Annotated in this window: 19 protein-coding genes; 16 read left to right on the top strand and 3 right to left on the bottom strand. The window is 35.4% G+C overall.

Translation table 11 applies throughout. The features are described 5' to 3' along the window. Nucleotides 1-135: 135 nt before the first annotated feature. From AN490_RS12835 to AN490_RS12890, 12 genes are all read left to right on the top strand, one after another. A complete protein-coding gene (locus AN490_RS12835) occupies nucleotides 136-2364 on the top strand; it encodes a polysaccharide biosynthesis tyrosine autokinase (RefSeq protein ID WP_300003752.1) in 2229 nt (742 codons plus the stop codon). A gap of 567 nt (nucleotides 2365-2931) precedes the next feature. Next, the gene (gene hepC, locus AN490_RS12840) at nucleotides 2932-3684 is read left to right on the top strand and encodes a heterocyst development glycosyltransferase HepC (RefSeq protein WP_366925039.1); all 753 of its coding nucleotides are present in this window, start codon (nucleotides 2932-2934) and stop codon (nucleotides 3682-3684) included. Between the two features lie 112 nt (nucleotides 3685-3796). Then, on the top strand, nucleotides 3797-4741 hold the full coding sequence (locus AN490_RS12845) for a hypothetical protein (RefSeq protein ID WP_300003758.1): 945 nt from the start codon (nucleotides 3797-3799) through the stop codon (nucleotides 4739-4741). Between the two features lie 66 nt (nucleotides 4742-4807). Next, nucleotides 4808-6637, top strand: coding sequence for a heterocyst formation ABC transporter subunit HepA (gene hepA / locus AN490_RS12850; protein WP_300003761.1), 1830 nt, complete (start codon nucleotides 4808-4810; stop codon nucleotides 6635-6637). 14 nt (nucleotides 6638-6651) lie between these two features. Continuing rightward, nucleotides 6652-7830 (top strand): glycosyltransferase family 1 protein, encoded by a 1179-nt coding sequence (locus AN490_RS12855; RefSeq protein ID WP_300003764.1) that lies wholly within the window; start codon nucleotides 6652-6654, stop codon nucleotides 7828-7830. Beyond that, on the top strand, nucleotides 7817-8803 hold the full coding sequence (locus AN490_RS12860; protein ID WP_300003903.1) for a glycosyltransferase family 2 protein: 987 nt from the start codon (nucleotides 7817-7819) through the stop codon (nucleotides 8801-8803). Before AN490_RS12855 ends, AN490_RS12860 begins: the two co-directional genes overlap by 14 nt. 25 nt (nucleotides 8804-8828) lie before the next feature. Then, nucleotides 8829-10031 carry a glycosyltransferase family 4 protein gene (locus tag AN490_RS12865; RefSeq protein WP_300003767.1) on the top strand — a complete coding sequence of 401 codons (1203 nt, stop codon included), beginning with the start codon at nucleotides 8829-8831 and terminating at the stop codon, nucleotides 10029-10031. Next, nucleotides 9949-10902: a glycosyltransferase gene (locus AN490_RS12870; RefSeq protein ID WP_300003770.1), complete on the top strand. Its 954-nt coding sequence runs from the start codon at nucleotides 9949-9951 to the stop codon at nucleotides 10900-10902. Before AN490_RS12865 ends, AN490_RS12870 begins: the two co-directional genes overlap by 83 nt. An 88-nt stretch (nucleotides 10903-10990) precedes the next feature. Continuing rightward, a complete protein-coding gene (locus AN490_RS12875; RefSeq protein ID WP_300003773.1) occupies nucleotides 10991-12415 on the top strand; it encodes an O-antigen ligase family protein in 1425 nt (474 codons plus the stop codon). 183 nt (nucleotides 12416-12598) lie between these two features. Continuing rightward, complete coding sequence (locus AN490_RS12880) at nucleotides 12599-13042, top strand: hypothetical protein (RefSeq protein ID WP_300003776.1); 444 nt, start codon at nucleotides 12599-12601, stop codon at nucleotides 13040-13042. Between the two features lie 96 nt (nucleotides 13043-13138). After that, nucleotides 13139-13384 (top strand): hypothetical protein, encoded by a 246-nt coding sequence (locus AN490_RS12885; protein WP_300003779.1) that lies wholly within the window; start codon nucleotides 13139-13141, stop codon nucleotides 13382-13384. Beyond that, nucleotides 13374-13736: a type II toxin-antitoxin system RelE/ParE family toxin gene (locus AN490_RS12890; protein ID WP_284082214.1), complete on the top strand. Its 363-nt coding sequence runs from the start codon at nucleotides 13374-13376 to the stop codon at nucleotides 13734-13736. The genes AN490_RS12885 and AN490_RS12890 overlap by 11 nt, the downstream gene beginning before the upstream one ends. A 156-nt stretch (nucleotides 13737-13892) precedes the next feature. Here the strand turns inward: AN490_RS12890 and AN490_RS12895 are convergent, their stop codons facing one another. Continuing rightward, nucleotides 13893-14192, bottom strand: a complete 300-nt coding sequence (locus tag AN490_RS12895; RefSeq protein ID WP_300003786.1) for a hypothetical protein — start codon at nucleotides 14190-14192, stop codon at nucleotides 13893-13895. On the opposite strand from AN490_RS12895, the gene AN490_RS12900 reads away from it, so the two are divergent. After that, nucleotides 14169-15371 carry an NB-ARC domain-containing protein gene (locus AN490_RS12900; RefSeq protein ID WP_300003789.1) on the top strand — a complete coding sequence of 401 codons (1203 nt, stop codon included), beginning with the start codon at nucleotides 14169-14171 and terminating at the stop codon, nucleotides 15369-15371. The two genes, AN490_RS12895 and AN490_RS12900, sit on opposite strands and share 24 nt — an antisense overlap. Before the next feature lie 133 nt (nucleotides 15372-15504). Then, nucleotides 15505-16386, top strand: a complete 882-nt coding sequence (locus AN490_RS12905) for an aspartoacylase (protein WP_300003792.1) — start codon at nucleotides 15505-15507, stop codon at nucleotides 16384-16386. Here the strand turns inward: AN490_RS12905 and AN490_RS12910 are convergent. Beyond that, complete coding sequence (locus AN490_RS12910; RefSeq protein WP_300003795.1) at nucleotides 16369-17478, bottom strand: glycosyltransferase family 4 protein; 1110 nt, start codon at nucleotides 17476-17478, stop codon at nucleotides 16369-16371. The two genes, AN490_RS12905 and AN490_RS12910, sit on opposite strands and share 18 nt — an antisense overlap. A 60-nt stretch (nucleotides 17479-17538) precedes the next feature. Beyond that, nucleotides 17539-18321, bottom strand: a complete 783-nt coding sequence (locus AN490_RS12915) for a PIG-L family deacetylase (RefSeq protein WP_300003798.1) — start codon at nucleotides 18319-18321, stop codon at nucleotides 17539-17541. A 237-nt stretch (nucleotides 18322-18558) separates the two neighbouring features. Here AN490_RS12915 and AN490_RS12920 point away from each other — a divergent pair, with 237 nt between their 5' ends. Together AN490_RS12920 and AN490_RS12925 are read left to right on the top strand one after the other, a co-directional pair. Continuing rightward, a complete protein-coding gene (locus AN490_RS12920) occupies nucleotides 18559-18690 on the top strand; it encodes a hypothetical protein (protein ID WP_256370329.1) in 132 nt (43 codons plus the stop codon). Between the two features lie 284 nt (nucleotides 18691-18974). Continuing rightward, nucleotides 18975-20768, top strand: coding sequence for a WD40 repeat domain-containing protein (locus AN490_RS12925; RefSeq protein WP_300003802.1), 1794 nt, complete (start codon nucleotides 18975-18977; stop codon nucleotides 20766-20768). Nucleotides 20769-20795 lie beyond the last annotated feature (27 nt).

A 20795-nucleotide genomic window follows, 5' to 3' on the forward strand; every position in this document is an offset into this window, starting at 1 on the left:
TTAAAAATTCCTAGAAAGCTTATATAATTTGCTTTTTTAATTTTTAATTCTGCCCCGCAGTATTAGAGGTGTGCATCGCTAATTCATTTAATTTTTAGGTGTTTGCGTAGTGTATCGCAGATAAGGATAATAAAAGTGGTTCAAACTAGTCTAAATCCCAATATAAATCCAGCATCAGAAACAGAACCAGGTTATGGACAAATGTTTGCAGTAATTCTGCGAAGATTTCCCTGGTTATTATTAGTATTGCTGAGTTCTACTGCTATTGCTGGCATCATCACCTTGAAAACAGAACCCAGCTTCAAAAGCACCATGCAATTGTTAGTAGAACCTAACTATCAAGGCAAGAAAGAAACTGATAACACAGAAAGTCAATTCACTGATACTAATGTGGAGGTAGATACTGCTACTCAATTAAACTTGATGCAGAGTTCTGGACTGATTAAAAAAGCAGTTGATAAACTCAAAGCTGAATATCCAGACTTAACCGTAATGGATTTAAAAAAATCCTTAGTCTTAACTCAAATTAAGAGTCCAGAGGATAAGGTTGCCACTAAAATATTTCAAGTTGATTATACCAGTAACGATCCAGGAAAAGCCCAAAAAGTCCTGCAAACAATACAGCAAGTTTATTTAGAATACAACAAACAACAGCAAAATTCGCGGTTACAAAAAGGTCTCCAAGTCATTAGAGAGCAATTAAGAAAAGCGACAGATGAAGTAACTGTTTCCGAAGCAAATCTACAAAGGTTTCGCAGAAATCAAAATCTAATTGATCCAGATGCTCAGGCTAAAACCGTAGAGACAACTTTAAATACTGTCCAACAGGAACGACAAGCAACTCGTTCTTTGTATGAAGAAGCTTTAGCAAAGCAAAAATCTTTGCAAGTACAACTGAATCGTTCTCCACAAAACGCCTTAGTTTCTTCTCGTTTGAGTCAGTCTACCCGCTACCAAGGCTTACTCAACGAAATCCAAAAAACCGAACTGGCTTTAGCACAAGAACGCTTACGTTTTACTGATGATACTCCCGGCGTTCAAAAATTGAACGAACAACTACAAAGTCAAAAACAACTTTTACAAAAAGAAGTCAGCAGAACTTTAGGAGAAAGCACTAATCCTGTCTTTAGTTCTGGAGATAATCTTTTAGCACAAGGACAACTTGGACAAATTGATCTGAATCTCACAGGTCAATTGGTAGAAACGCAAACTACTATAGTTGCATTAATCGCCCGCGATCAAACTTTAGCCGCAAAAGAGAAAGAATTACAAGCAGACCTCAAGCGTTTTCCTTCTCTATTAGCTTATTACAATCGCATCCTGCCCCAACTACAATTTAGCAGAGAAAGATTAGAACAATTATTAAGAGCCGAACAAAAATTACGCCAGGAACTTTCTAAAGGCGGATTCAATTGGGAAGTGGTAGAAGAACCACAAGAAGGTTCTCACACTGGGCCTAACATGAGACAAAATCTCTTATTAGGAGGAGTCATTGGCTTAATGTTAGGAGGGGCTGCTGCCTTCATTCGTGAAGCATCTGATGACGCTGTACATACTACTGCGGAATTAGAAAAACAGGCTGCTCTCCCCTTATTAGGAACAACTCCTAAATTGCCACCTGCCAGACCCAGAGAATCAATGATAAAATTGCCATTTGGCAAACCAGAAGTTCTTGCTCCTTGGACAATTCAAGTATTGCAATCTTCTCCCCGCTGGGAATCACTTGATCTCATTTACAAAAATATCGAACTGCTGAATAAAGTCTCAGATTTAAGATCATTAATGGTAACATCAGCATTACCAGATGATGGTAAATCAGCTTTGGCATTAGGTCTAGCCATGAGTGCGGCTCGTCTACATAAAAAAGTCTTACTAATTGATGCTAATTTACGCGATCCTAATCTGCACAAACAATTAAATCTTCCTAATGAACAGGGACTTTCCAGTTTATTAGAAAGTGAAGTTAATCTGCCTAATCATATTAGTGTTCCTTACTCTGGATCATCTTACATTGATATTTTGACAGCCGGACCAATCCCGACAGATCCTGCCCATCTTTTGAGTTCTCCCCGCATGATCCAATTGATGGCTGCATTTGAAGAAAATTATGATTTGGTAATCATAGATGCCCCCTCAGTGCTTGGTTTAGTAGATGCTATGCTCACAGCATCCTCTTGTCGAAGTGTGGTAATGATGGCAAGTATTGGTAAAGTAACGCGTACCCAACTTAATCAAGCCACAAGGATGTTGAGTAAGTTAAATTTGATTGGTGTTGTGGCTAATGGTGCATCTCCATCTGATAGCACCTATGTACCTTATGTCAAGCCAAAACAATTGGTTTTACAACCGGCAATGGAAAAATAAACCAGAATATTTGCTCAATATTTAACCAGCTACGATAGATTTACCCCTGCACTTGACAGGGGTTTTTGCATTTAAACAACAAGATCAAAGATCCCCGACTTCTTTAAGAAGTCGGGGATCTAAGTTGAGGAACTAATCCGCTCTAGAGTTATTTTTATTTACCTGATAAGCAAACTATAAGATGTTTTATAAACACAAAATGTTGGTTAATTTTATTTAGTTACCATTAATTCATTTTACCATATCTTAATATTGTGGAGAAAAAAGTAATATTTATTTAAAGAGTGAATAAAGAAGTTGTTTCTTGATGATTTATTTATCAAGAGTCTTATATTGTAGAGATTGAAACCCATCATCTAACTTTCAAAGACAAGAGCAAATAAATTCAGAAATCAAAGCGGATTCCTATATGTATTTTAATATAAACAAATTTTACAAGGAGGAACGCTGGTTAGTCATAAAAGTTAAATCTGCTTATCTTTAATGTATTTTTTACGATTGAGAAAATTTTAATTTCCTGATCGTACAGATCAAGTCAATCTTTTACTACTTTATCACTTTTAATCTATGCCAATTTCAGTCATTTCTAGTCTAAATAATAACTCTATTATACCTCAGTCATCTGAAAATTTTAACTTCCTATCATGTACCTTGCAATGGCGGAGAGGAAAGTTATTGGTGAAAGCTTCTGAAAAATTGCCACAGCCCCATTTAGCTGCACTAGAAAATGAAGCATCGTTAATAGATTGCTTAAAACATTCTCCAGTTAGTTTAGTGAGCATAGATCCAAAAATTGGTGATCCTTTATTAAAAGTTTGGGCAAATGCTTGTCAAAAAGCTAATAAACCAATATTTATGAACATTTCTGGTTATCAAAAATCGCCAAAAAAAGGTAATCAAATTTTCAGGAATTTACGAATCATAATTGATTGGGCTTGGGCTTTATTTCTGCTGCTGTTTATGAGTCCAGTTATGCTCGGAGGGTTAATAACTATTCAAATATATTCTCCAAAGTTACTGTTTGATTATGAGTGGTATATGGGAGAAAATAAACAACTTTTTCGAGTTATTAAATTTAGCTCAACAGCTAAAAATGAAATGACTAATTTAATTGTTGTATTAGGTACATTTTTTCTAAATAATTTATCTAATGGATTGAATCTATTTCAAGGAAAATTTTGCCTACTTAATAATCGTTGTTTGTCTTTAGAAAATGCGGTTAAATTAAGCTTAGAAGCCCAGAGAAAAAAGTTAAATCAAAAACATAACTTCAGCGGTGCATGGCAAATAGAGAATAAGGTCAATTTGCCTATAGTTTAGAATAAATATATTCACTCTGTGTTTTTAAGCGCTTTTATCTAATTGATGAATACTTCCTGTTATCATCTTGATGACCATGAATTATGTACCTAATTCAAAAATAAGAAATATCATGCAAACAGCGATTTGTACCGTATTTGAAAAAGACTATCATTATGGTGTGGGGGCTTTAGTAAATTCCTTATATCACCACGGGTTTCGAGGCATATTTTGGGCTGGATATCGGGGAAATGTGCCACCTTGGGCTAAGTCTTTGAAAACAGAAAATGGTTATCAAGAGTTTTCTTTAGGTGAAGGTTGTGCAATCCGATTTGTCAAGCTAACAACTCCAAAACATTTAGGTTTTTATAAACCTGATTTTATGTCCCAATTATGGGAAGATTACTGTCCAGATATTGATGCCTTATTTTACTTTGATCCTGATATTGTCAATAAATGTGAGTGGAATTTCTATGAAAATTGGGTAAGTCGAGGAATTGCTCTTTGTGGTGATTCTTGGTATCTTGTACCAGCGAATCATCCTCGACGATTAGCATGGAAAGAATTTGCTGAAAATAATGGTTTTGCTTGTGAGCGTGAGCTAGATTATCACTACAATAGTGGCTTTATTGGAGTTCATAAAAATCACAAATATATTTTGGATATTTGGCAAAAATTAGAAGAATTGGGTGAAATGGCAGGATATGCCAATTTAGAGGATCTTTATAACGGTAATACCTTTAATCATTATCCATATCTGTATGGAGATCAGACTTATTTAAACTTAGCATTGATGCTGACTAATTATCCTTTGAGTACCGTTGGCCCAGACGGCATGGATTTTGTTCCTGGTGGGACTATTATGTCTCACGCTACAGTTCCAAATATTAAACCTTGGCGCAAAAAATTGCTTCTCAGTGCTTTAGAAGGTAGCTCTCCCACCATAACTGATAAATTATATTGGCAACATAGTCAAACACCTATTCAACTTTATTCAATGGCAAAAATACTATGGCAGAAATTTGAAATTCTCTGTGGTTCTGCTCTTGGTCGTTTTATTCGTCGCGCTCCTATGTAAGCATATTTATTTTCTTGAGATTGATGCTTCTGTGCTTAATTATCAAAATTATTGGTCAAAATTTTTATGGATTCCAAATTTCTACCGTCAACAATGAAAATCTTTCAAGCTACAAGTTTGTGGCAAAATAATCGGGTAATATTACGAGAATTTAAACACTTTCGAGTTGTGGCTATTTTAGCTATCGTATTTTCCGCTTTAGCTGCCAGTTTTGAAGGGTTTGGTTTAGGATTTTTGCTGGTATTTTTGCAAAGCTTAACTACTCCTGGGGCTGAACCTGTGAAAACAGGAATAGGCTGGTTTGATATTTTGATTTTAGGAATTAATGCTTCCACAACAGAGCGATTATATCGAATATCAGCTTTAATTATTGTTACAACCTTTATGCGAGCATCCTTCAATTATATAGGACAGATTTGCATTCAGTTTAGTGAAGTAAGTTTAGTAGATAATCTCCGTAAACGAATTTTTCAACAGTTAGAGGCTCAAACTCTTAATTATTTTAGTCATAAAAAATCTGGAGAATTAGTTAATACACTCACCAGTGAAATGGAGAGAATTAGGCAGATTTTTGGTGGACTAGCTTTTTTAATCACTAGAAGTTTTACACTGATTATTTATTCTATTTCCTTGTTTATTCTTTCCTGGAAACTGACTATAGTTTCTATTTTGCTATTTAGTCTTTTAGCGGTAGCATTATCCACTCTAAATAAACAAATTAGAGAACGTAGTTTTGCGATTACTTCTGCTAATGATAATTTTACGGCTAGGGTGCTAGAGTTGATCGAAGGTATTCGCACAATTCATGCTTTTTCTACTCAAGAATTTGAGCGAAAACGGTATTATCAAGCCAGTGAAAAAATTGTTAATACGTGGAAAAGTGTTTATTGGATTTCTTTAATAGTTAAGCCTTTGGCTGAAAGTATATCTACGCTAATTCTAATTAGTATGATTATTGTGGCTTTAACCACAGGATTAATGAAAGTTTCAGCTTTGTTAACTTTCTTTTTTGTCCTGTTCCGCATTATTCCTATGACTCAAGATTTGAATGGAGTCGTGGCTTTTTTAAGTACCCAAGCGGGAGCAGTAGAAAATATCAAGGAGTTGTTAAAAACTGATGATAAAATCTATTTTCAAAATGGCGCACTCAGATTTCCTGGTTTTAAAAGATCAATTGATTTAGTGTCGGTAGATTTTGATTATAGTCTTAATCAACGAGTTTTACATAATATAACTCTCTCCATTAAACAAGGGGAAATGACGGCTTTAATTGGTTCATCTGGGGCTGGAAAAACCACACTTGCAGATTTAATTCCGCGCTTTCATGATGCGACTGATGGCTATATTTATATAGATGAAGTTGATATTCGCAAATTTGACATTAACTCTCTGCGTTCTCAGATAGCAGTTGTGAGTCAGAATACTTTTATTTTCAATACTTCTGTTGGAAATAATATTGCTTATGGGACACCAACAGCTACAGCAACAGAGATTAAAGAAGCTGCAAGATTGGCAAATGCTTTAGAATTTATTCTAGAAATGCCGGAAGGTTTCGATACGCAATTAGGAGATAGAGGTGTGCGGTTATCAGGTGGACAAAGACAAAGAATTGCGATCGCTCGCGCATTGCTGAAAAACCCCGAAATCCTGATTCTAGATGAAGCTACAAGTGCCTTAGATTCAGTGTCTGAGCGGTTAATTCAAGAATCCTTAGAAAAGCTATCTGTTGGCCGCACAGTAATTGCGATCGCTCACCGTCTTTCTACTATTGCAAAAGCAGATAAAGTTGTGGTTTTAGAACAAGGAAAAATCGTAGAACAGGGAGCATATCAAGAGTTACTTCAACAACGTGGTAAGTTTTGGCAATACTATCAAATTCAAAATGAAGTGAGATAAATAAGTGCAAAAACATGAAACATGAACAGTTAACTAACTTTAATGGCAAAATATATTTTTTCTGTTTACCTAGAGGAGAAGGTGAAAAAGAAGATCAATTTCAGCATTTGCTGATTTGTTTAGGAGAAGGCTTTCGAGAATTAGGAATATCCTTTGTTTCTAATATCAATTACTGGCAAGAGTCAACGGAAAAACAAGAATATCTCTTTCGTCATGATCCAGCTATCACAACCGATGACTGTTCTATTGTCGTATTTAGTAATAATTGGTTCAATATTAATCATCCTCTGCCAGATAATTTATTTCATGCAGAACGAAAATATTTAACCGTTTATTTAGATGGTAATGATAACGATAAAGATTATCATAAATTACCAGAATATAAACAATTTGATTTCATTCTCAAGACCCATTCCAATCACCATCTAAATTATCTAGATAATTTTTATCCCTGGTCTTTTGGATTGAGTAACCGGATATTACATGAATTGAAAGAAGTTCCCAATTTCCAGGACAAAAAAAGACAAATACTTATTAATTTTCGACATTGGCAAACTGGTCATCCCGTCAGAAATATTAGTTCTAGCCTATTAATCCCAAAAATTAGTGATATTTTCCAAATCAATAATACTGTTGATAACCAAGCTGAATATCCAACTGAACCCTATCATCATCTCCATTGGTTACAAACTGGTAAACGTCATTATCCAAATTACTATAACCGTCTCAAATATTCAACCGCTTGTGCTTGTTTTGGTGGTTTTTTTGTCCCTGCTTGGCCTAAAAATTCAGGTGGTTTAATTAATCGGAATATTCAACGGGTAATAAAAAAATTGCGGTTAAAATCAAATACAATTCTACAATGGGATAGTTGGCGATTTTGGGAATCTTTAGCCGCAGGATGTGTGACATTTCATGTTGATTTTGAAAAATATGGGATTACTTTACCTGTAATGCCTGAAAATTGGCGACATTATATTGGTGTAGATTTAGATCATGTCCAAACCACAGTAGATAGAATTGCAGAAAATCCCGAAATTCTCGAATATATTACTCAAGAAGGAAGAAGTTGGGCAATTAAAAATTATAGTCCTGTCCCTACAGCTTTGCGTTTTTTAGAGATAGTTTCCCAAAAACAAACAACAACTAAAAGTAGTTTATCTTCTCATGCTCCAATCAATGTTAAATATTAACTCCTCCGAACCTTTGGTAAGCGTCATTATCCCCACCTATAATCGCCCAGAATACCTAAAACAAGCTATTTCTAGTGCCATTCAACAAACTTATCAAAATCTAGAAATTATCGTTTCTGACAATTGTAGTTCTGAAAATCCCCAAGCACTAATTGAATCATTTCCAGATTCACGCATCAAATTTTGGCGACATAAAGAAAATATTGGGATGTTAGCTAACCAGTTTCATGGTTTTAAAATTGCTACAGGTAAATATGTGGCTAGTCTCCATGATGATGATATATGGAATGAGGATTTTTTATCTAAACTTGTCCCCAATTTAGAAGCAAATCCCGATTTAATTTTGGCATTTTGTGACCAATATATTATAGATGGTGATAGTAAAATTAATATTGCTGCCACTGAAAACAATACCCGCAGTTATAAACGTGACCAAATCACTCCTGGAGTTCATGAAAATTTTACTCAAATTGGCTTAATTGATAAAAGTATTCCCACTGCGGCTGCTTGTGTAATCAGAAATGGTGTGCTTAATTGGGATAGTATTCCTTCAGAGGTTGACGGAATGTGGGATTTATATTTAACTTATCTTTGTTGTATTTCTGGCTATGGAGTTTACTATGTTCCTGAAAAATTAACCAAATATCGAGAGCATGAACAAACTGATACTATGCTCAGTGGTAGTCGCAATGTTCAAGCAAAAATTCGTAAAGGTAAAAGTGAGCTATTCTGTTATCAAACCTTTATGAAAGATCAACAGTTACAAGAATTTAATTCCTACTTTAAAACTAAATGGTTAGAAGCTAATACAACTTTAGGAATTGGCTTATTACGAGATCAAAAAATTACAGATGCTCGCCGTTATTTTTGGCAAACTTTAAGTGAGCAAAAATTTAACTTACGCACTTTAGCGGCTTTAATTATTAGTTTTATTCCTACCAAGTTAACGAATAAAATTTGGAAGATTTCCTAATTTAGTAAATTACAAGAGGTTATGAGTGAAAATTTGTATTGTTACCCACAAAATCAGAAAAGGTGATGGTCAAGGTAGAGTTAATTATGAAGTCGCTCAAGAAGCCATTCGTCGTGGTCATGATCTGACATTATTAGCTAGTGAAATTGCCCCAGATTTAGCCGATAATAGTGCCGTTAATTGTATTTTTATTCCAGTAGAAATGTATCCTACGGAATTTATTCGCAATTTCATTTTTGCTCAAAAAAGTGCCGATTGGTTGCGTAAAAATCGAGCCAATTTAGATTTAATTAAGGTCAATGGCGCGATTACTATGGGAGCAAGTGATGTCAATGCCGTGCATTTTGTACATGGTTCTTGGTTGAAATCGCCTGTGCATATTTCCCATAACCGTAAAGATTTGTACGGGTTATATCAATGGTTATTTACTGCGGCTAATGCTTATTGGGAAAAACAAGCTTTTTGCCAATCTAAAATTATTATTGCCGTCTCAGAAAAAGTTGCCCAAGAATTAGTAAATATTGGTGTACCTCGTTCACAAATTCGGGTGGTTGCTAATGGTGTAGACTTACAAGAATTTGCTCCCGGTGTCAGTTCTCGGACGGCATTAGGATTACCTGAAAATGTCAATTTGGCCTTATTTGCAGGTGATATTCGGATTTCCCGGAAGAACTTAGATACTGTACTTCATGCTTTGGTAAAAGTTCCTAAATTACATTTAGCAGTTGTCGGTGGTACTCAAGATAGCCCTTATCCGGCAATGGCAAAAGCATTAAATATTAGTGAACGAGTGCATTTTTTAGGTTATCGCCATGATATGCCCCAAATTCAACGGGCATCAGATTTATTTGTGTTTCCGTCCCGTTATGAACCCTTTGGACTTGTAGTGATTGAAGCGATGGCTTCAGGTTTGCCCGTGATTACCGCCACTACTACTGGTGCGGCTGATTTAGTTAATCGCGACTGCGGCATCGTTTTAGACGATTGTGATGATGTTAAGGCTTTAGTAGAGGCGCTGGAGTTGTTAAATAGCGATCGCTCACTGCGTCAACAAATGGGTAAAGTTGCCCGGACTATTGCCGAACAACATAGCTGGTCAACAATGGCACAAACCTATCTAAATATATTTGAGGAGTTAATCACCCATGAGAAACACAGTTCTCATCCCCACCTATCGCCGTCCTCAAGACCTAGCCCGGTGTCTGAAAGCACTGCAACAGCAAACTAAATCAGTTGATCAGGCGATCGTTGTTGTCAGAGATACAGACACAGAAACCCAGCAATTCCTTCAACAATTTCCGCCTCACCTCCTCCCCTTACAAATTGTCACCGTCACCCAGCCGGGAGTCGTCGCCGCCCTCAACGCCGGACTGGCACAAGTGCAGGGAGACATTCTTTCCATCACCGATGATGATGCCGCCCCCCACCCGGATTGGTTAGCCAAAATTAATACTCACTTCAGCGTTAATTATACCATTGGTGGCGTAGGTGGTCGTGATTGGGTGTATCAAGGAGACAAATTAGAAAATGGTTCTCGTCCCATAGTTGGTAAATTGCAATGGTGGGGGCGTGTCATTGGCAACCATCATTTAGGAGTAGGCGCACCCCGTGAAGTTGATGTTCTCAAAGGTGTGAATATGAGCTTTCGTACCCAGGCGATTGGCAAATTGCGATTTGATGACAGAATGCAAGGAACGGGCGCACAGGTACATTTTGAAATGTCCTTTGCCCTCACCCTCAAACGCGCTGGATGGAAAATGATTTATGATCCCAGCATTGCAGTAGATCACTATCCCGCCCAAAGATTTGACGAAGATCAACGCCACAACTTTAACGACACCGCATTAATTAACCTAGTCCACAACGAAACCTTAATTTTATTAGAACATCTTTCGCCCCTGCGTCAAATTGTATTTTTATCCTGGTCAATTTTAGTTGGGACAAGAGAAAGTTTAGGAATATGTCAATGGTTAAGATTATTTCCCCAACAAAAAGAAATTGCCAGTAAAAAATTGCGAGCATCCTTACAAGGAAGATGGTTAGGATATCAAAAATATAGAAAGATAGGAAATCACCATCTTGTAGGAGTCAGGAGTTAAGAATCTTTATCCGCGTTCATCTGCGTTCATCTGCGTTCAATACCTCTTTAAATACTCCTTCCTAATACAAAATAGGCAAACATAGAGAATGATTTCCAAACCAATACTTTTCAATACAGTTTTAAAAGAACAATTTTCTCCCCAAGATCGATCTGCCCAAAGTTGGATGATCATTCTTGCTTTTATCCTCCTAATCACAGCTTGCTACTTTACCAGTACAGGTAGTTTACGCCTCGTTTTTCCCGCCACTGCTTTTCTAGTAGCGGCGTTTTTATACTTGCGGCATCCCATTCACTATATCGGCTTCACCTGGTGGATATGGTTTCTCACCCCCTTAATCACTCGTTTAGTTGACTATAAAATTGGCTGGGACCCCACCAGACAAATGTTAATTGCACCTTATTTAGTCGTATTCCTGACAATATTCACCTTTTTAAAACATCTACCTAGCACTCTTCGTCAAGGGGGACTACCATTTCTTTTAGCTGCTATAGGAGTTTCTTATGGATGTTTAATAGGTTTAATTTACAATCAACCACTCCCTGTAGTTCGGAGTTTTTTAGATTGGTTAAGTCCGATAATTTTTGCTTTTCACCTATTTTCTAATTGGCGAGATTATCCCAGTTATCGTCAACATCTGCAACGAACATTTATTTGGTGTGTACTCATCCTTGGTGCTTACGGTGTCTATCAATTTGTTGTCGCTCCTGAATGGGATAGATATTGGCTAATTCAATCGAAAATGTTTACCAGTGCTGGACACCCAATTCCTTTTGGAATGCGCGTCTGGAGTACACTCCACTCACCAGGTCCATTTGGGACTGTCATGCAAGCTGGGTTACTATTATTATTTACCAGCACTGGTCCATTAATTTTCCCAGCTTCTGCTGTGGGTTATTTATCATTTTTACTTTCCCAGGTGCGAACAAGTTGGGGCGGCTGGTTATTAGGAATTATTATGATTTTTGGTTCAGTAAAACCCCAGATTCAAATGCGATTAATTACTATAATTTTAGTGATGACAATCTGTGTTATTCCCTTGGTAACTATTGAACCGCTTTCTAAAGTTATTACCACTCGATTTGAAAGTTTTTCTAATCTCGAACAAGATGGTAGTTTTAGAGATAGATCCGCAACTTATGACAGAAACCTGAATTTAGCTCTTTCTAATGTTGTCGGTAACGGCTTTGGAAATATCTGGAAAGTAAATGAAAAAACTGGACAAATAGAAGTAATTGTTATTGATAGCGGCATTTTAGATATGTTTTTTACCTTGGGTTGGATTGGTGCTATACCCTATATTGGTGGGTTGGTATTAATGCTAATTACTGTTAGTAATTATACAGAAGGTCGCTTTGATAGTTTTCTCAGTGCTGCCCGCGCTATTGGTATCAGTTCTTGCGCTCAGTTAATTATCTATAGCGGGATGTTGAGTATTGCAGGGATGATTATGTGGGGATTTTTGGCAATGGCTATGGCCGGACATAAATACTATAGCAGACCACAGAGTTGAATTAAAACCCCTCCTGAAGGTGGGGAAATAAAAGAAATTGGCTTATTTGCTCCTTTGTGCGATGACACCACAGAGGAGTTATAATTATTATGATCACATTTTATTGATAACTTGTGATAAAATTTAGTACAAATATTTCCTGTCTGAAAAGTAGTTGAACTATTAAACAAGAGGTGAAATACCATGTTAAAAATACAACCTCCAACTATAATTGATTTTCAACCAGCAATTGCTGCTAAAGATAAAGATGATAAATCTATTTTGATGATAGATGTGAGATTTTCCGCTATGTATTCTTCCCCGGATATTAATATCTTAAAAATGGAACAATACCAGCATATTCCTTTTTTAATGTTTGTTAATTCTAATGTCATGAGAATCTTTAAGAGTCCGACTTTTACAGAAGTAGCAAGATTGGACACAAAAAATGTTTTAAAACATTATGATGTAGGCAGTATTGAAGGTATCATCTATCAATCTACTTTAATAACTTTAACTCAATCATGGTTAAGAGATTTAGCTTATCATTGGAAAAGTGAAACCCCTCCTTATATTGGGAAAATGCAGGAAATTGGTTTATTTACTCTTTTGTTTGATGGTACGACAGAGGAGTTAGACTTATTATGATTATTATTTATTTACAAACTAATTCATAAGTAAGATATTTTGTGTTACAATACTTGTATTGCTATGGTTATATTGATATTCATTTGAGGTTAAGTAATGAAAGCTTTTGAAGTCATGGGAAAAGTTGATGAAAAAGGTCAATTATTATTAGATAAACCTTTAGAAATTTATAAATCTAGTCAAGTGAGAGTAATTATCCTTGTATCAGATGACATTGAATCTGATCTTGATGATACTTCGGTTGTGGAAATTAAAGCAAGTTTAAAAAAAGCATTACAAGAAGCAAAAGCAGGAAAAAGAATCCCTTTAGAAAAAATGTGGGAAGGAATTGATGCAGAATGATTCTTTCTTAATTAATATTGATTTAACTCCTGAATATCAGAGAAATTTAAAACATTTAGCCAAAAAATACCGAAATATTCGTTCTGATACTCAATCTTTCATTACAGAATTGCAAAAAGGAAATTTATTAGGAGATAGATTAACTGGTTTTAATGAAGATGTTTATATTTATAAAGCTAGAGTCAAAAATAGTAATCTTCAAAAAGGTAAAAGTGCTGGGTATCGGGTAATTTATTTACTTGAATCAGAAACCAGCATTTTATTGTTAACAATTTACAGTAAATCTGAACAAGAAGACATTAGTGATTATGAGATTAATTCTATTTTAGAGGAGTTTTATAGAGATGAATAAAAAACGCCAATAAGATAAAGATAATAAATGTTGGGTTTCCTTGCGTCAACCCAACCTACTTGCTACTTGCTAATGAAAAATCAACCCACGTTCGCGTAGCGTTCCGAAGGAATAGGTGGTCTCAAATTGCAATTGCGAAATGTCGGTTAAATCTCTCTAAATGTAAACATCCATACTGGCCAAACCATTAGCACTAAAGACTTTACCAGGTTCATCTCTTCCATCACCATCAAAATCACCAACGAACCATTGTTGCTCAGGCCAAAATCCACCTTGACGAGTTGCCGCTCTGTGCATGATAAAGCCCTTGCCGGTAGAGATGTGAAAATCAATACTGGCTAGACCATTATCATTAAAGGCTTTACCCATATCATCTTTTCCATCACCATCAAAATCACCAACGAACCATTTTTGACCATCCCAATATCCACCTTGACTAGTTGCCCATCTTTCCATGGTAAAGCCATTGCCGCTAGAGAGGTTGTAACTAAATCTAATTTTTGTTGGTCTATCGAAAGATTAGCAAATTCATTTAATCCACAAATGATTGGAATAGGAATCAAAAATCATGTGAATTGGTGTCCAAATAACACAGATATTCAACAACAAGCAATTAATGATGAAGTTAAAATTAAACAAAAAATATCTTACATAAACCTCAAACAATCCCCCAAAATTACCTATTTTCACGGACGGACTAACGAACTATCAACTCTATCCAAATGGCTAGAAAATCCCAATACTCGCTTAATCTCAATCTTGGGAATTTCCGGTATTGGTAAAAGTACATTAGTGAAATACTTTCTTGATACTCACACAATACCATTTGATGCAATTATCTGGAAAAACATTAAATTATCTAACTCTTTAAATTCTATCCTTACAGAAATAATCACCGAATTAAATGTAAATAGCCAAGATATAAATACCAATAATTTATTAAATCAATCCCTAGAATTATTTAATCAAAAACGCTGTTTAATTATTCTCGATAACCTAGAAGAAATATTTACCTCTCAACAATATTCAGGACAATATAAACCTGAATATCAAGATTATAAAACTTTCCTGCAAATGATCACAGAAATTGAACATCAAAGTTGTTTAATTCTCATCAGTCAGGAAAAATGCCAAGAAATGATTTCTTTAGATAGTGAACTTTATCCAATTCATTCTTTAGAATTATCAGGATTAGATAATGCAGCTACAGAGATATTAAAAAATCAAGGATTAAACAATGAGGAAACTTGGTTAAACTTAATTAAGTTATATGAAAATCATCCTAAATATTTACAGTATATCAGCATCTTAATTAAAGATGTCTTTCAGAGTGAAGTTGCTGAATTTATCAAAGAAAATAGTTTAATTTTAACAGAAGATTTTAAAACTCTATTTGATTTAATGTGGATGAGATTATCTGAAGTTGAAAAAGAGATATTATTAAAAATTAGTCAAAATGATCAACCTATATCTAGAGATGAGATAAAACAACTTTTATCATTGTCATCAATGGATATAATTAACGGGTTACAATCATTAACAAGAAGATTTTTAGTAAGCAAATTAGAAAATGATCAAAAACTATATACTCTTTCCCCCATTTTTAAAGAATATCTCAGAATTTATCGTCATTAATCATCTTCCCTTCCTCTTGCTATTGGCATCTGGACTGTGAGAAAATTATTTATGCAGCATCTCAGCACAAAAGGCTATGGACTGATAGAATGTGTTCACTTTCATAGCTAAGTTGCTTATAAATGAGGTATTTATGAATCAAATTCATCGGGTGGCGATTGTTGGGGGAAATCACGGTAATGAGTTAACGGGAGTTTACTTGGTGAAAAAGTTTCAGCAATATCCCCATTTAATTCATCGAGGTAGTTTTGAAACTTTATCATTACTTGGTAATCCTCAAGCTATTGCTGCACGGACAAGATATATTGATACGGATCTGAATCGTTGCTTTAATCAAGATAAATTATCAAGTTCAAAAATATCAAGTTATGAAGAATTAAGGGCGCGAGAAATTCAACAAATATTACAACCAGAAAATCAAGAATCTGTAGATACAATTATTGATGTACATACGACTACTGCCAATATGGGATTATGTATTATTCTAGGAAATTGGCACCCTTTCCTGCTCAAATTAGCTGCGGATTTGAGTGCAGTTAATCCTTTGGTGAAGGTTTATATTCATGAACAACCTCAAGGTAGTGGTTTTCTACGTTCTTTGTGTGATTTGGGTTTTGCGATTGAAGTTGGTGCTGTACCCCAAGGGATTTTAAATGCGGAATTATTTCAACAGACTGAACAACTTATTTATAGTGTTTTAGATTATTTTGAAGACTATAATCAAGGAAAAGATTTGCCCAAAAATAACACACTAACAGTCTATAAATCAATTGGTGTGATTGATTATCCGAGAAATGAAGTAGGGGAAATTCAGGCGATGATTCACCCCCAACTTCAATTTCAAGATTATGAACCTTTGCATCCTGGTGATCCTATTTTTCTGACTTTCACAGGAGAAGAAATTTTCTATCAAGGAAATTCTACTGTTTATCCAATCTTTATTAATGAAGCTGCCTATTATGAGAAAGGAATTGCGATGCACATTAGCGAAAAAGAATTAATTAAGATTGGCTAATTCTCTGGTTTCCATGACTCTGATGATATTATCTTTTCTCATTAATTCACGATATATATTTAGTGTTTCTTCATTCACTCTTGCGGCACTAAATCTTTCTAAATTTTGTTGGGCGCGGAATTTCCACTGATCTAAAAGTTGGCGATCGCTCAATAATTGTGTCAAAGTATTAGCTAAGGCTGGAATATCCTTGGGTGGCACTAAAATCCCGGCCTGACTATAATCTAAAGTCTCAGGAATACCATCTACATCACTGGCTATAATCGCACAACCAGCTTCCCGCGCTTCCGTTAGCACTAAGCCAAAAGATTCACAATGTGAAGCTAAAACAAAAATATCTGTTGCTAACATATAGCGTTGTGGTTCTGACTGAAATCCTTCAAAATGAATGCGATTCCTAACATCTGTATTTTGTACCATTGCCTCAAACATCGAACGATCTGGACCATCTCCCACTAAATACAAATGTGCTTGCGGAAAGTCTATGGCAACTATTTTAAAGGCCTCAATTAACTCATAAATACCTTTGCGGGTATACATCCCCGCCACAGTAGTTATAGATGGATGTGGCATTTCTACTGGTTGATAATCTGCCAGTTTTTTATGTCGAGGACTTTCTAAAGTCCCATTACTAACTACTCGTAACTTTTGAGGTGGAATACCCCGTTTAATCATTGAATTAGCTACTGCTTTACTAACTGCAATTACCTGATCAGCTAACCCCATAAGGATAGCACTATGTTGAAATTCATTATGGACAGTAGAAACTAAATGATATTCTCGATTCTTGCGAAGAATCCCTGCTAAAATTGCCCCTGTCATCATGTGTACATGAACAATATCCGGTTGAAACTCTTTAATGATTTGGCGATAATGCCAAGCAGCCTTAATGAGATTTAATGGTGTCCGACACTGATTGAGATGAAAATGTTCAACACCGTGATCTGCTAATAATTTTTCATATTCTCCACCAGCAGAAGCTACAGCAATATCCAGACCACTTTTTGCTTGTAAACAAGCTAAATCTACAGCAACATTAACAATTCCATTACCGATTTTTTGGACATGATTAGTAATATGTAGAATCCGCATTTAAATTCTCTCCACTGTAATTATTGATAGTAAATCTTCAGATGCTTACCACTCACAACTTCACTCGGATTTAAAAAATATTTCTTCCGAATATAAAAATCTGTTAATAAATCCCCGAGGTAACATCTCAAGCTGGGAAGGATAGGCAGCAATAGCTTTTTGTTTTTTCTCTTTTACTGATGCTACTGATAAGCGATAAGCCGCTGCAATATCTTGTAACTTCAACAGAATAAATAATGGCGATCGCCAAAATACCCAAATAGGATACTGAAGTATTTCTGTAGTGATTTTAGATTGGATAATTGCCTCTTTCACTAAATTATAAGTAGCTTCATGATCTTGATGACAATCTTTGCGGTGAGGTACATAAACCTCTCCAGGTTGATACAAATTTAGTAATTCTGAAATCTCAGTAATTATCTGTTGCCTTTTCTCTATATTCAAAGAAGCCAAACTGCCATCTTGATAATTTAAAAAATGAATCTCTGAAGTGTTCACACCCAAAATATCTAAAGCTATCAAAGATTCTTGTTGACGAATCTGGATAACTTGATTTTGAATATGGGGATCTAAACAATGAGAACCTCTACCGTCAGTTAAAAAAGTTATCCCTACTTGTATTCCTTGTTCTCTTTTGCGGGCAATCATCCCTCCACAACCAAAGGTTTCATCATCTTGATGCGGAGAAAAAACCATTGCTGATTTTTCTGAAAAATTTAAAGGCTGACTTCCCCAATGCAAAATCCACCAGGAAACTAGACTACAATGAATATATTGTATCTGATTTAGCAATCTATTAGGAATTATTTTTTCTAATGAGGTGAGTGTTTTTTTATGATTCATAATTTTAAAATTGATTCAAGACAAAATTAAAGTTTTCTAGATAACAAATATTGATGCTTACCATAAATTAGAACAACTATTTTTATGATAGTCTTGATTCCAGATAAACTTAAAGTTTTGTAGATGACACATATTGATGCTTCTCATAAATCAAAACAACTATTTTTATGATAGTTAAGCCCTAGATCATATTATTTATTGTTTTAATAAAGTTATCCTGAAAATCTCAATAAGAGGATGTTTGAAAATCGGACAGGGTGTAAAAAATCTTTCAGTAGTATTCAGGAGTCAGCTAAAAGCAGGAATAGTCAAGAAGAGGAAGTTTTAATTACCCGTGTTTTACGGAAAGCTGTATTAGCTGACGACTGACGAGTGAATGCTTACTATTTTTCTACTCAGAAGTGTTTCTCTAGAAACAGTAAATTGTTAGTTAGGTTAGTTAGAATTTATGGAAATCATCGAAATCTCTATAACCTACTATATAAAATTAAGCAGTGCTTAATCACCGTAGGGGTTGATGTTTACCATTAAATTCAGCTAGTTTTTGTATTCTATTAGACCGTGATGATTACTGAATTTTGGCTGAAGTTATAAATTGAGTAATTATTCCATTAGTATAAGTTATCTTGGGTATGCAATGGTGTGCCACTATCATGCAGATGAATTGGATTAGTTTACTAAAAGCGCAACAAACTGACTTCTTAAACCGGGTGAAAAAACCGAAAACGGCGGATCTTTCTCTTTTAGAAAGTCGAGTTAAAGGTTATCACAGTGAGGTAATGGCATTTGCGGGGGATTCATTCACAAAAATTCTCGAATGTTCCCGTCAGCAAGCTGAAATTCTCGCCAAAAATCCGCCACCAATACCACCAGAATATCCTGAATATCCTGATTGGATCATTCCCTTTCCTACTTATTTTCAACGTCAAGCAGAAGATTATCTTGTCCGTGAACAAATTGTTGATTGGATGATTACGGAACGCTTAGGAAAATTGGTGAGAAAAGTGCCACAAGACACTTTAGACAATATGGTTTTGGATGATGAGGGAAATTTACGTAGTGAAAGTAAGTTTACTTATTTGTTAGCTAATAACCCAAAAGTGAGTATTCAAATTCACGTAGCAGATGGAGAAAGTTTTAACGGTATTAAAAAAGATAAAATTCGTTGGTCTATTAGTCAAGAAGATATCAGTAACCACCAAGTATTAATTTTCTTGTGTTTGTTTTATCCTGGAAATAACAAATTAGGATACCACAAACAAACTGTAATTACTGGTTTTTTACCCACAAATCAACTAGATTTTTCCAACGCCAAAACTTATCTAACTCCCAGTAGTCTATTATATGCGGGAGGATTAAATTGGTATTTACAATCTCTGGGTGGTAAGCCAGATGATGTGCCAATAACTGATGAGAAAATGATGGTAGAAACCATTCAAACCTTACCATCAGATCATCCTAAAAAGAAGATTATTGGTGATTGGGAATGCTGGCAAACATTGATTGGACATACCAGAGGTATTAACTGTTTAGCCTATGCTATCAAAACCTTAGTAGTTGAAGATGCTGGATCTAAAAATGTGAAAACAATCCCGATGTTAGCTAGTGGTAGCAGGGGAGAAACAAAATTATGGGACTTAGCCAAAGGTGAATTAATCGAGACATTATCAGAATATCCTTGGGTGATTTCTGATCATGTTAATGAAGTTAATTCTCTGGCTTTTAGCACCGACGGACAAACATTAGTGAGTGTAGGTGCAGATTCCACCGTTAAAATTTGGCATACTGGGGCGTTGGATCTAATTGATATTCTCCATAAACATCATGGAGATGTCCGTTGTGTGGCGTTTACTCCTGATGGTAAGATGTTAGCGACTGGTGGCCATGACCGCAAGATTTTATTTTGGAATTTGCGCGATCGCCAAGTTGAAAATACTCTATCTTTAGATGATACAGCAGCCCATTCAATGGTATTAAGTCAAGATGGGAAAATTTTAATTACAGGTAGTTATCGCAAAATCAAAGTTTGGGAAACATCCTCAACACTCAATCAGAAAAAATTGCCAGATATACAACCAATATACACCCTGATGGGTCATTCTCATATTGTTAGTTCCCTAGCCATAAGTGCTGATGCTAAATTTTTAGTCAGTGGTAGTCAAGATCAAACTATTCGAGTTTGGAATTTAGCCACTGGGGAATTAGTTCACACTCTTAAAGGACATCGAGATAGTGTGAATACAGTTGCTTTAAGTCCTGACGAACAAATTATTGCCAGTGGTAGTGCTGATAAAACTATCAAATTGTGGCATTTACAATCTGGGGAATTATTAGGGACATTTACAGGTCATGCTAATACAGTCACAGCTTTATCCTTTACTGCTTCTGGAGAAATGTTAGTTAGTGGAAGTTTGGACAAAACAATTAAAATTTGGCAGCGGAGTTAGGTAAAAACTGCGGTTGTCCCTACAAGT

This window comes from Anabaena sp. AL09, assembly GCF_001672255.1.
Lineage (GTDB): Bacteria > Cyanobacteriota > Cyanobacteriia > Cyanobacteriales > Nostocaceae > Dolichospermum > Dolichospermum lemmermannii.

What these genes read in the sequence shown, in the direction of transcription:
- hepC (WP_366925039.1), top strand. Translation starts at nt 2,932, where the DNA reads ATGCCAATTTCAGTCATTTCTAGTCTAAATAATAACTCTATTATACCT.
- AN490_RS12845 (WP_300003758.1), top strand. Translation starts at nt 3,797, where the DNA reads ATGCAAACAGCGATTTGTACCGTATTTGAAAAAGACTATCATTATGGT.
- hepA (WP_300003761.1), top strand. Translation starts at nt 4,808, where the DNA reads ATGGATTCCAAATTTCTACCGTCAACAATGAAAATCTTTCAAGCTACA.
- AN490_RS12855 (WP_300003764.1), top strand. Translation starts at nt 6,652, where the DNA reads ATGAAACATGAACAGTTAACTAACTTTAATGGCAAAATATATTTTTTC.
- AN490_RS12860 (WP_300003903.1), top strand. Translation starts at nt 7,817, where the DNA reads ATGTTAAATATTAACTCCTCCGAACCTTTGGTAAGCGTCATTATCCCC.
- AN490_RS12870 (WP_300003770.1), top strand. Translation starts at nt 9,949, where the DNA reads ATGAGAAACACAGTTCTCATCCCCACCTATCGCCGTCCTCAAGACCTA.
- AN490_RS12875 (WP_300003773.1), top strand. Translation starts at nt 10,991, where the DNA reads ATGATTTCCAAACCAATACTTTTCAATACAGTTTTAAAAGAACAATTT.
- AN490_RS12880 (WP_300003776.1), top strand. Translation starts at nt 12,599, where the DNA reads ATGTTAAAAATACAACCTCCAACTATAATTGATTTTCAACCAGCAATT.
- AN490_RS12885 (WP_300003779.1), top strand. Translation starts at nt 13,139, where the DNA reads ATGAAAGCTTTTGAAGTCATGGGAAAAGTTGATGAAAAAGGTCAATTA.
- AN490_RS12890 (WP_284082214.1), top strand. Translation starts at nt 13,374, where the DNA reads ATGCAGAATGATTCTTTCTTAATTAATATTGATTTAACTCCTGAATAT.
- AN490_RS12895 (WP_300003786.1), bottom strand. Translation starts at nt 14,192, where the DNA reads ATGGAAAGATGGGCAACTAGTCAAGGTGGATATTGGGATGGTCAAAAA.
- AN490_RS12905 (WP_300003792.1), top strand. Translation starts at nt 15,505, where the DNA reads ATGAATCAAATTCATCGGGTGGCGATTGTTGGGGGAAATCACGGTAAT.
- AN490_RS12910 (WP_300003795.1), bottom strand. Translation starts at nt 17,478, where the DNA reads ATGCGGATTCTACATATTACTAATCATGTCCAAAAAATCGGTAATGGA.
- AN490_RS12915 (WP_300003798.1), bottom strand. Translation starts at nt 18,321, where the DNA reads ATGAATCATAAAAAAACACTCACCTCATTAGAAAAAATAATTCCTAAT.
- AN490_RS12920 (WP_256370329.1), top strand. Translation starts at nt 18,559, where the DNA reads ATGTTTGAAAATCGGACAGGGTGTAAAAAATCTTTCAGTAGTATTCAG.
- AN490_RS12925 (WP_300003802.1), top strand. Translation starts at nt 18,975, where the DNA reads ATGCAGATGAATTGGATTAGTTTACTAAAAGCGCAACAAACTGACTTC.